Source organism: Sphingomonas sp. PP-CE-1G-424 (genome assembly GCF_004341085.1).
Lineage (GTDB): Bacteria > Pseudomonadota > Alphaproteobacteria > Sphingomonadales > Sphingomonadaceae > Sphingomonas.
Map to the genome: position 1 here is coordinate 1 of NZ_SLXW01000018.1, position 11,582 is coordinate 11,582.

Genomic DNA, 11,582 nt, shown 5'->3' on the forward strand with positions numbered 1-11,582 from the left:
CGACACCCGCGCGGTGGAGGCGGCTGCGGAATGTTGCGCAGATGCAAGACGACGATCCGATAGCGCCGTAGGCAGCCCGCACCGCTGCCCGGAGAGAGACATGACCTTCAACGCCATCCGCTTCGCTGTCCTGCTCGGCGCTCTGTGCAGCACGCCTTCCCTGGCGCGAACCGATGCCGCGCTGAACGCGGTTCTGGCGCGCTGGGACCAGGATCAGCATCCCGATCTGGGCGGTGTCGTCGTCATGCGCGGCGGACGCATCGTCGCCGAACGCTATTACAATGGCGAGCGTGCGGATACGCTTCACGACGTCCGGTCGGCGGGGAAAAGCGTAACCGCGTTGCTGATGGGAATCGCGATCGATCACCACAAGCTGCGCGGCGTCGATGACCGCGTCGCAGACCATTGGCCGGCCGCACGGGGCAGCGCGATCGGCGATGTCTCCATCGCGGACGTGCTGACGATGCGCTCGGGGCTCGCGGCGTTCGATGAGAATCCTGCGTCTCCGGGCAACGAGGACAAGCTCGACGCAGCGGCCGATCCGCTCGCGTTTCTGCTGACGGTGCCGCGCGCGGATCCACCGGGCTCGCGCTACCGCTACAATTCGGCGACGGCTTACACGGCCGGTGTTTTGATAGCGAAAGCCACGGGGCAAACGATGGCGGACTTCGCACGAAAGTCACTCTTCACGCCGCTGGGCATCCGCGACTGGAACTGGGCGTCGGACGCGGCGGGATACACCAAAGGACAGGGCAACCTCTCTCTGACTACACGCGCGTTCGCCACGATCGGAGAAATGGTGCGCGGTGCGGGTCAATATCGCGGCCGCCGGATCGTCAGTGCCCGCTGGATACAGGAGGCACTAACGCCGAAAGTTACGATTTCGGACAGCGACCCTTACGCCGACGGCTACGGCTATTTCTGGTATTCGAAGGTTCAGCAGGTCGATGGCAAGCCCGTTCCTGTCTCGTTCGCCTCGGGAAACGGCGGCAACAAGATTTACGTCATTCCAAGTCGCCACCTTGTCATCGCGATCACATCGAGCGCCTACGGGCACGGGTATGGCCAACGACGGTCTCAAGATATCCTACGAGCCCTACTGGCAGCCGGCGGAGGGAAACAGTGACCGTCAGCCCTATCGCGTTCAAGCGCTGATAACGCATGCCCCCGGCGTGCCGGCAGCTTCGACCCAATTGCGGACGCTCACGCCCCTTCCCTCGCTTCCCAACTTCGGACGCTGGTTCATCTTTGCGAAAACCGATTTTGAAGCCCGACTATCCGCTCCCGAATGTCGTGATGGGAAAGGAAAGCGGCCAGTCCGCTATGAAGGGCAAATGGCGTTAGCGGGCGCTGCCAGACGCTGCGGTCTTTCTCGAAAAGCATCGAGAAATGGGAATTGCTACCGGGTGTGCCGAACCCCGCGGTAGTGTCAGTTAGTCGTAGCGCAGCGACCACCGCCTCTTTTCATCCGAACGAGGCCTACAATCGCCAAACCGATTGAAACCCCCATTGCCCCGCCGATCAGATTGTCCGGCACATGCTGGCTCACCAATACCGGCATAAGCACCGCCGGCATGATCGCGGGGACGATGACGAGCGGCAGGTAACGGGTTCTGGCGTTCTTCATGTCTAGCTCCTGGATTGCAGGGTTAGCAGCGTCTCACACGGCTGATTCCTCGACAAGATGCTACGAACGCGGAATCACCGAGATGGGAAGGAAAGCGGACCGTCTGCTATGGGAAGGCAAACGGCGTTAGCGGACGTCCCTGACGCAGCCGCCCTTTCCAAAAGGATCGAATCTTCAGAATGGTCGGCCATCCATAGCCGCCTGCGCTTTAGGCCCTGACCACCGATTTCAATGCTTCACTATCGGGATCACGTCGATAGCCGACGCTAGTAGCGCACCCACAACGGTAAGGCCAAGTTGGTCGGCAAGTTGAAGCAAAACCTCCAGATCGTCTTTCAAATCTTGGGCGGTTAGTGGCGCATCGCTGCTCATCCGATGAGCGTACCTATCCCGACATAGCGGTGTCGATAGTACGAATGCATGAGGCTCACTGTCATTTATACCAGCAAAATGTATCATACCCGTTAACGGAATTAGCGTTGTTTCCCACCCTGACTCCGCTGCTCGTTGTCGTTGTCGTTTTCTGCGCCGTCGATCAATGGTGCGACGGCTTCAAAAACTACGCCGTCGGGAAGGTATGAAATCTTAGCCGTCCCTCCCGTCTCGTGCGCCAAAACCCTTTGGATAAGCTGGGTCCCAAAACTGGTCCGCGTCGGCGGTTCCACCGCTGGTCCTCCAGTCTCGATCCATGTCAGGTGCAAATCGTGCGGATGCCACCCGTCTGCCACCTTCCAATTCAAGTGAATCACCCCCTCAGCGTTCGAAAGCGCTCCGTACTTCGCTGCATTGGTCGCGAGTTCGTGTAGGGCCAAGGCGAAAGCAACCACCAAACGTGGGGGCAAGGGAAGGTCTTCCCCTGTGATCCTGAAGCGTTGACTATCCTCAACCCCAAACGGGGCGAGGGTCCGGTTGAGCAGCGCGCGCAACGACGTACTCTCGAACCGGCCGCTAACAAGTAGGTCGTTTGCCGCAGACATTGCCTGTATCCGCGCCTCCAACGTTGTACTGGCGTCCGCGACCGAAGTCGCCCGCCGCATCGTCTGCGAGACTATGGCTTGCAGAGAGGCAAGTGTATTCTTAACCCGGTGACTCAATTCATTTGCCAACAGAGCTCGATGTTCATCCGCACGTCTGCGTTCGGTCACGTCCTGCGTAGTGCCGACGATCGCCAGTGGCGTACCGTCCGCACGATAGCTCGCTTGCCCTCGAATCTGGACCCACCGTTCGTCCCCGGCAGGCGTTTGCAAGCGATACTCAATGTCTAACAGCGAGCGGTCGCGCACGGCTCGCTCTATAGCCTCTACCTGCATTTGCCGGTCTTCCGGGTGTATGGACCCCCGCAATTCATCAAGCGTCAAGGGATCGGTGGGCGCGCGCCCGCATATCTTTTTGCACTCATCTGACGCGGTAAGCAGTCCGGTATCGAGATTAATACTCCAAGATCCCAGGCGACCGGCATCCAACGCGAATTGAAGCCGCTGCTCGCTCTCCTGAAGCTCCGCAATCCGACGCGCGACCTCGGCCTCCAAGGCGTCACGGTCATGCTGAAGATCAACGAGACGTTCGCGTTCGAGGGTCACGTCGTACTGCGACGCGAAGAAGTAGAGCAACACCCCGTCGTTGCCGAAGACCGGCGATACCAGCAACCTGTTCCAAAAGTGCGTGCCGTCCTTTCGGTAATTTAACAGGTCAAGTTCGATCGGCTCCCGAGCGCTTATTGCGTCTCGGACTCGCGCGACATCTCCCATGTCTGTGCCTGGCCCCTGCAAAAACCGGCAGTTGCGGCCCATGATTTCGTCGCGCCCGTACCCTGTCAGCTTACCAAAGGCGTCGTTGACAAATACGATCGGGTTGTTCGGTAACCGGGGATCAGTGATAATCATCGGCATCCGCGTTGCGCGAACAGCGGATGCAAAGGGATCAGGGCCGTTATCATCTCGCGTCAGTTCGCGGACGATCCGCGCTTCTTCCTGTATATCTCGCACCCGTCACTCCACTCGCGCGCTCAACGGCCCTTTATGTCGTTGAGCGAGCCGACTTTTCGGCTCTTTAACGTCGATAGGCTATGACGGCCGCCGTGACAAACTACTGGGTTAGCAGCTAGAAAAACGTATTCGCGGGTCCGCGCTTGTGCGGCTGAAGCCAAGCCAAACGGCGCCCTCCTGATCGCCAGCCCGGACGTCCGAATTCTGGACAAAATCGGCCTTAAGGTTTCTGCTCACGACCGAGCGGTTTCGTGCCGAGAATCTGCTGCCCACGCGCCGCTAGAGCGCCGTGCAAAAGTCGCTCACTCGACTCTTCCGCCGCCTCAACAGATAACGTGACCACTACACCGCCTGGTCCAGAAACGTGCACGCATCCATCTGCTGCGACGACATCCGAAGGTATCTCATGGATTGGGCAACTCACATGACGCTCCTAATTAATGCAGGAGAAGAACGACTGCGCGACAAAGGGTGTCCCAATAACGCCACCGAATTCTCGACCGCGATAAAATCGCGGTTGTTGCCACCCCCAAACCAGCACTACATGAATCGTGCGCCTGCTTGAACTCGCGATTGCCAAGCCGCCCTAATTGAGCGCAAATTGCCGCTGGCGATCCAGTTCCGGTAACGCCCATCCCGATGAATCGAACGCGACCCCCACTCGGTGGGCGTGAAGCCACCTCAAATCCGCGATGCCCTCCCAATGTCCGGTTTGGGAAGGAAAGCGGACCTTCCGCTTTGGAGGCCACACCCCAGGAGACCGACCACTGAACGGGTATCACAGATGCATCGGCCTTTTGCATCGCCTGAGCCCTCGGTTTTCCGCCGTTCTGGTACTGGTCGAAGTACGTGAGTTTAGAATCACGAGGACGGTATCTGGTGAATTACAGAACGGCAACTTTAGCGAGCAGAAACCCAGCAACCGACGCCGGTAGATTTACGGTTTTTGTGGCTCTAGAGCCTTGGCTGTGTACTGCTGCCGCCGCTGTTCCTGCTCGGGCATTGATTGAACATGCAACGCATTACGCATGGCGTCGGACACTAGCACACGGTCATACGGCTCTTGAGTAGCTGAACTCCCTTTTTGCATCTTATACTGGGTGCCGATCACCTGCGGCTTACCAATGGATTGAAGATACCTGTCGAGTGTTGCGGATGCTATCCACATGGCTCCTGGATTACCTCTCGCGGTAGCAATCATCGCAAGAATATGCGCCTTTAGGTAGTCGTCTGCCACACTACCATGCTGGAAAATGAAGGCGGCATGGTAGAAGTCATCGCCGCTCCGTAGAGCGCCCGAGCTGAGCAATTCCTCGGTGCGAGTCTGGCGGTTTTTGTCCGCTGGGCCGACGATCGACCAATCGATACGCTCGGCTTGGCGATCTGCTTGATCTGCCTCGAAAATAGCAGTCATTTCGGCGTTTGTTGGTCGGGTGACCAACCGAACATAACTACGCTCATCATCCCAAGGTCCGAGTGGTGCCCCCTTGGCTCTCGTCCTGATGAGATCGAACGGTTCAAACCCCGTTCCTTGATAGGTGGCATTGAGAAGGCCTGCGCCGACGCAATGCAATCGGAAAATGTCGGGAGTAGCTCCCGGTGCTGGATCATCGAAGCTGAGTTCGACATCCCCGTTCACCAACTTGATGCTTCGTGCCGAACGACGAACCGTCGGACCGCTGATACGCGAGAAGCGTTCGCCATCTGTCTCGAAATGTTCAGGCCGCTCCCATGTTGCTGTCGTACTGGTGGGCGTCTTGCTTATCTCGATGCGAAAAATTGTCTGACCGCTAGCCTGCAAAGCCCACGTGCCTGCCGTACAGGGCGTTGCAACAGCCGACGTAGCGGCAAGCAAAACTGGTACAATGGTCAGCATATCTCAATCCTGGCATTTTCCACGAGCGCCAGCAATTGCCGCGTGCGATAGCGACGTCGCCTTGATGAAAACCTTTTGGTTTTTCCATCAAGGGTGATTGGAATGGAAACGACCGCCCTGAACGAATGACCGCTCGCGGGAGCCCGGGCTCGTGATCCGATCGTCCGCAAATGGGCGAAAGCCGAATGGCCGGAATGGGCAGGATTCCAGACCGACCGCTTTCGGGAAGGCAGGCGGCAATAGCCGACATTGCCAAGCTGCCGTTTTTCTCAAAGACGATCAGGAAATGGGAATGCGTGCGCCTTCTCAATCCCGTGATTGAACCGGAATCAAGAAGGGATGAGCCAGTCCCGGATCAATCCTACGGCGTTCTCAGCGCCCGCCTCTTAGATCGCGCCTCGGTCGGCGAAAGTACGAAAGCGAGACTCAGCAACTGTTCACGCCCATCAGCCTTCGGTTGGCTGGTCAGTTCACCCAGGCGGGCGAGAAGGGCGTTGACCTCCGCAACGTCTGCCGCTGCGAGCCATCCCTTGTTGCGGGAAGCCCAAAGCGTCCGTGCCGGACCGGCAACCACCGTGTCACTCCGCCCCAGCGCAGCTTGGAAGTCCCGATCAGCAATCTGCAACAATCCATGGATGAAAGCGCGCAGCTCTGGCGCATTGCCATTCGGGCCAAGGTCATAGGAAAGGCGTAGCGGGCCATCACCGCCGCCTACCAGGCGGAAGCGGCGCTCCCCGCCCTCGCTCGGCAGTTCTTCGACCAGCCCCCCCGCCACGAGCGCGCGCAGATGGTAATAGAGACCGTCGGCTGGTCGCCCGAGCTGTTCCGCCAAACTCGCGACGCCGGCCTCACCACCGAGCGCGGCAAACGTATCAACCATCTCCTGTCGCACCCCGGAACTAAGAAGCCGCACCTGCGCCGGATCGCGGATTAGCCGCAGGTCATCACCTTCATCCACTAGCCTAGACTCCTGTTGAAACATGACCCATATATTTCAACAGGCCAATCCGGGGAAGAGACTCTGGCGGCGGTTTTAGAATTGGGACGACTGTGGCATCGCATATGGGAACGCTCCTCTCGGCCGCCTTGATGGCTCTTGCCTCGTCGGGCACCGCCCCGGCGCAGACGATCGCGCCGGGGGCATTACAGGCTGACCTCCGCTTCGCACTCGATACGATCGAACGTCAGCACCCCGACCTTGCCCACTCGGTCACGAAGGCGGCACTCGAAAGAGGGGCCGACAGGGTGCGAGCGCAACTCGATCATCCGATGGATCAGGCGGAAGCCTGGGCGAAACTGGCTCAACTCAATCCCGTCCTCGCTGACGGTCATCTGTTCATCGGCCTACCCGACTGGCGGGGGCAAGGCGCGCAAGCGGTTCGGCAGGGTACGGGCTTCTTCCCATTCGAGGTGGCGATTGATGCCCGAGACCATCCGGTCATCGTCTCGATGCTGGGGGGGGGATCGACACCGCTCGCAGGTCGCCGCATCCTACGGATCGGCGGGCATGATGCGCGCCACGTCGCCGGTTCGTTGCTGGCGCGGACGCACGGAGACACGCCCGCCTTCCGCAGAGCCCTGCTGGCACAGCGCTGGTGGCTGTTCCAAGCGAAGCTTTACGGAACACCGGCCGACTACGACCTGGTCCTAAGCGGCTCCCGCAAGCGCCTGACTGTCCCGGCCGAACACACGCTGCCAGCGATCCTCCAGCGGGATGCCAGCTTTGATCGGCTGTTCGCGTGTCGCATCGATACGGACAAATCGGCGCGCCTGACGGTCGCGTCGTTCGTGTGGGAGGACAAGGCGCGCTTTTTCCAGTTCACCAACGATTGCTTCGCCCGGATCAAGGCCGCCTCGGTTGATCGTCTCGTAATTGACGTCAGCGCCAACGGCGGAGGTGACGACGACATGTGGAAGGACGGCATACTGCGGTATGTAGCGACGCAACCTTACAAGCAGGGTTCTACCTACCTGAAGCGTGAGGGGAACGGGGCGGTGATTTCAGGCTCGATCGAAAGCGCCACCCAACCAGCGGCGGACGAACCGCTTCGCTTCGCGGGGAAGGTGACGGTGGAAATCGGTCCGCTCACCTATTCGTCCGCTGTGCTCTTCGCCAACGTGGTGCGGGATTACCGCTTCGGGGTTCTAGCGGGGGTCGGTGGCGCCGCACGCACCCAACAATCAGGCGGCGTGCGAAGCGTCACCCTTCCGAACACGGGTCTGATCCTTTCCTATCCCCGCTTCGTGCTCGATCCTCCCGCTGGCAGCGCCGTTCCCAAGCTCCTGCAACCTATGATGGTGAATTGACGTTGAGCCGATTCCGGTTCCTACCATCGAACCCCTAGCGGGACAGTCGCCCGGACAATCGCGCCGAGAGCCGTCTGGAGCACCTGCTTTCCCAGAACTGTTCCCGATTGCTCTTTCCCGAAATCGCCTGTCGGAGACGGAGAAACGGGAAAGAACGCGCTCAACGAATGGCCGTTATCGGGAGCCCAGATCGCCAGCGCGAATGTCCGGGTTTGGACGAAATTCGCCGATCAATCGAATTGCAGGCCGACCCCGAAGAATATAAGCAGGAGTACGAGGGTAGCGAAAACTCCAATAAAGATAGTGAGCCATGCACTTGCTGCACGAAGACGGCGTACTAGCGGATTGTTTCGCTCCCACTCCCAATGCGGCCTGAAAAACTCCCGCCCAATGGGAGGCGGCTGCTCGGCTCGAGTCGATCGGAAAACGCCAATCGTCATAGCGACGCCGGTGAGAACGAAAGGTAGCATCCCCCAATTTATCTGCACCCGGCCAATCCTCCGCCACCTGCGCTGACGCTATCCGGGCCCGCAGTTGAAGGGAAGCCGCCGCCATCGATCAGGCGAAACGCGGCTCAACGTCAGCTATTGCGGAAGCGCCTATAATCGGGCCACAGGCAGATCGACCTTCACGGCGTGCGTCTGGATCGGCGTTACCAGGAATACCACTGCGCTTAGCAGGCCGATGATAGCCCACCCGTACCTCCGCGCGCGAAGGTCGATGACCGCCTTCGCTATGCAATATATGACGGCCGCCAGAGCCGCGATGTTCCAGAGAAGAAATGTCCACATGCCGGGAAGCTATCTCCCATTGCTCGCGTCGGCAATGTCCGGTTTCGGGTAGCTCGGATCGCCGCCCTAACGGCAGAAACTGGGCGAACACGCCCCGCCCTACGGCTTCCGGTCAGACCCACTTTCAGCCGTTCGGGCCGGCCTTCCCGTTTCCCAACTTCAGACACTCATTCATACCCGTGAGTCTTCGAAGGTTGACGGCGACGTCCCCCAATCGAAGTGCCCCTTGTGCATGCTGATCATCAACTGCCCTCAATCTTGTCGAAGCACGCTTTCGATCACACGCGCATTGCCGTCACGAAGGCCTGGAAGGCGGCAGTCGGTTGACGTCGGCTGGGATAGTAGAGGTGGTTCGGGGCCAGCGTGGGTGCCCAGCCGGCCAGCACCTCGACAAGCGTCCCGGTGGCCAGTTGCAGCGCGGCATGTGGCAGCGGCAGGCAAGTAACCCCCAGCCCTGCCGCTGCAGCGTCGCGCATCACGTCGATATCGTTCGTGATGAAGTCACCGCGGACTGACCGTTCGACCGTCCGGCCATCCCGCTCGAATTCCCAGCGGTGGACGACGCCGGACGACGTGTACCGGTAACACAGGCACCGATGCGCGACGAGATCGTCGGGATCGACGGGAGCGGGATGATCGGCGAGGTAAGCCGGGGCGGCCACGAAGACGAGCGGCACTGGCGCGCTGATACGGACCGATATCATGTCGGCTTGCAGGGTTTGGGCATGCCGGATCCCGCAATCGAAGCGGTCCGCGACGATGTCGACGAACCCGTCGTCGACCACCAGTTCGACGGCGATGTCGGGATAGGCGCGCGCAAAGTCGGCCAGCCGCGGCAGGATGGCGTAGATCGCCGCGACCCGGTGCGCGCTGACCCGGATCCGCCCCGCCGGCCGTTCGCGGGCATTGTCGAGGTCGGCCAGCGCGCCTGCGACCGACGCTATCGCCGGTCTCAACCGCGCCAGCAGTTCCTCGCCCGCGGGCGTGGGCGCCAGCGACCGAGTGGTACGGTCGAGCAGCCGGACGCCCAGTTTTGTCTCCAGCGATCGCATCGCATGGCTGAGCGCAGAGGCGGACAATCCAAGCCGCGTCGCCGCCCGTGCGAAACTGCCGGCCTCGACGATCGTCTCGAACACCGCGAGACCGGACCAGAGATCGCGATCCATTCGTGAACATCCTTCAGCAACCCATGCGCCGCAGACGATCTAATCCTCGGGCGGCCCGGCGTCCATCTGGAGGCGACACAGTGCAGGATGCCATCATGAACCTCGACACCTACCGTCCGCTCGGCCGCTCCGGCCTCCTCGTCAGCCCACTGGCGCTCGGCACGATGACCTTCGGCACGCCGCGATGGGGGTTGGACGAGCGCGGCAGTCGCGCGGTGTTCGATCGCTACACTGATCTCGGTGGAAATTTCATCGACACCGCAGACGTTTATGCAGGCGGGCGATCGGAAGAGATGGTCGGCAGTTTCGTCGCCGCACAATCGTCGCGCGATCGGCTGGTGATCGCGACGAAATCGGGGTTTGCGACCAGTCGCGGCTATCATGCAGGCGGCAATGGCGCGCGCCACATTCTGGCGTCCGTCGAAGGATCGCTCCGCCGCCTCCGGACGGACTTCATCGACCTGTACTGGGTGCATGTATGGGACGGCGTCACCCCCGCAGAGGAACTGCTGCGGACGATGACCGCGCTCGTCGCTGCGGGCAAGATCCGCTATTGGGGCATATCCAACACACCGGCCTGGTACGTCGCCGAACTCGCGACGCTGGCGCGAGTCCAGGGCGATCCGGCGCCGATCGGCCTGCAATATTTCTATTCGCTGGTCGAACGCGGGGTCGAAGCCGAGCATCTGCCGCTCGCGCGATCGGCGGGCATGGGTCTCGTGCCCTGGAGCCCCCTCGCCTATGGAATGCTCACCGGCAAATATGACCGCGCGACCGTCGAGGCGGGTCCGAAGCGCGCGGGCGGCGTCCCCAACCAGGCCGGGCAGGACGACACGGCGCGGCCCGTCGACGACAAGCGTCTCGATGGCGACAATCCGTTCGGCGACACGCTGTTCACCGAGCGCAACTGGCAGATCCTCGACGAACTGAAGCGCGTTGCAGCAGAGATTAACGAGACGCCGGCGCGCGTCGCGCTGTCCTGGGTGGTCGGGCAGCCCGGCGTCGCATCAACGCTGCTGGGCGTGAGCCGGGCGGAGCAGGTAACCGACAATGTCGCCGCGCTCAGCCTCAACCTGTCGGCGGAGCACCGTGCTGCGCTCGATGCGGTGAGCGGTGGCAACCTGCCGTTTCTCTACGGCCTGTTCGCCCCTGCCGTGCGCAACCATGTTGTCTTCGGCGGCGGCGATGTCCGAAGCTGAAACGTCATCCTGGAGCCGCCCGCCCGAGACGAAATCTACGCGTGGTCGGCTCCAATCGATAAACTCCGCGTTTGAATCTGATGGATCTGACCGGCCGGCAGCAAGTTCGTTTGCGGTACGCCGGTACGGGGGTAGTCATGCGGATCGGAATCATCGGGGCGGGTTGGCTGACCAGACCCGTCGGCGATACCGGATTTTATTAGAAAGCGGACTCTTGAGAGCCATCTTGATTGAGTCGGCATGGTTGATCTTAAGAAAACCTAAGATATCCTGCCGCAAACAGGGGGCCGCATGTCAGTTTTCGTTTGGATTATCATACTCGGCGGTTTGGGGTGGATGGTCACCGCAGGTATCAAGCTCAAGAAACAGCACGATGCCGAGGACAACACATTCGTAGGTGAGCACCAGGGATGGGACATCTACAAATCGGCCCATGATCGCGGTGTGTTAGCACTCGACCATGAGCACAAACGGATTGCCATTGGCACCATCACAAACCACGTCGAGCGTTCGTGGAGTGACCTGCTCCCCAGACTTCATGCCATTGGTAAGTTAGCTCGTCAGATGGAGACGAGTGATGCGGCGAGGCCGATTTACCGAGGATCAGATCATTGGCGTGCTGCGCGAGCAT

Annotated in this window: 9 protein-coding genes; 4 read left to right on the forward strand and 5 right to left on the reverse strand. The window is 60.5% G+C overall.

Annotated elements, in window-relative coordinates; translation table 11 throughout:
- Positions 1-100 precede the first annotated feature (100 nt).
- Entirely contained in the window at positions 101-1,126 is a 1,026-nt protein-coding gene (locus C8J43_RS21405) for a serine hydrolase domain-containing protein (protein WP_133032585.1), read from the forward strand.
- Positions 1,127-1,429: 303 nt separating this feature from the next.
- On the opposite strand, the gene C8J43_RS21410 is transcribed toward C8J43_RS21405, so the two are convergent.
- The 4 genes from C8J43_RS21410 to C8J43_RS21425 all read right to left on the reverse strand — a co-directional run bounded on the left by C8J43_RS21410 (position 1,430) and on the right by C8J43_RS21425 (position 6,446).
- Positions 1,430-1,627, reverse strand: coding sequence for a hypothetical protein (locus tag C8J43_RS21410; protein ID WP_060525036.1), 198 nt, complete (start codon positions 1,625-1,627; stop codon positions 1,430-1,432).
- A gap of 473 nt (positions 1,628-2,100) precedes the next feature.
- Positions 2,101-3,612: a PAS domain-containing protein gene (locus C8J43_RS21415; RefSeq protein WP_133032586.1), complete on the reverse strand. Its 1,512-nt coding sequence runs from the start codon at positions 3,610-3,612 to the stop codon at positions 2,101-2,103.
- Between the two features lie 937 nt (positions 3,613-4,549).
- The gene (locus C8J43_RS22500; RefSeq protein WP_243645732.1) at positions 4,550-5,488 is read right to left on the reverse strand and encodes a hypothetical protein; all 939 of its coding nucleotides are present in this window, start codon (positions 5,486-5,488) and stop codon (positions 4,550-4,552) included.
- Positions 5,489-5,849: 361 nt separating this feature from the next.
- On the reverse strand, positions 5,850-6,446 hold the full coding sequence (locus C8J43_RS21425) for a helix-turn-helix domain-containing protein (RefSeq protein ID WP_207893480.1): 597 nt from the start codon (positions 6,444-6,446) through the stop codon (positions 5,850-5,852).
- Positions 6,447-6,550: 104 nt separating this feature from the next.
- Here C8J43_RS21425 and C8J43_RS21430 point away from each other — a divergent pair, with 104 nt between their 5' ends.
- Complete coding sequence (locus tag C8J43_RS21430) at positions 6,551-7,795, forward strand: S41 family peptidase (RefSeq protein WP_133032588.1); 1,245 nt, start codon at positions 6,551-6,553, stop codon at positions 7,793-7,795.
- A gap of 1,069 nt (positions 7,796-8,864) precedes the next feature.
- Here C8J43_RS21430 and C8J43_RS21440 read toward each other — a convergent pair.
- Positions 8,865-9,752, reverse strand: a complete 888-nt coding sequence (locus C8J43_RS21440) for a LysR family transcriptional regulator (RefSeq protein WP_133032590.1) — start codon at positions 9,750-9,752, stop codon at positions 8,865-8,867.
- Between the two features lie 95 nt (positions 9,753-9,847).
- Here C8J43_RS21440 and C8J43_RS21445 point away from each other — a divergent pair, with 95 nt between their 5' ends.
- Both C8J43_RS21445 and C8J43_RS21450 read left to right on the forward strand, forming a co-directional pair.
- Positions 9,848-10,951: an aldo/keto reductase gene (locus tag C8J43_RS21445; RefSeq protein ID WP_133032591.1), complete on the forward strand. Its 1,104-nt coding sequence runs from the start codon at positions 9,848-9,850 to the stop codon at positions 10,949-10,951.
- A gap of 291 nt (positions 10,952-11,242) precedes the next feature.
- Positions 11,243-11,582: hypothetical protein (locus tag C8J43_RS21450; protein WP_133032592.1), on the forward strand; the 340-nt coding region annotated here is incomplete at its 3' end.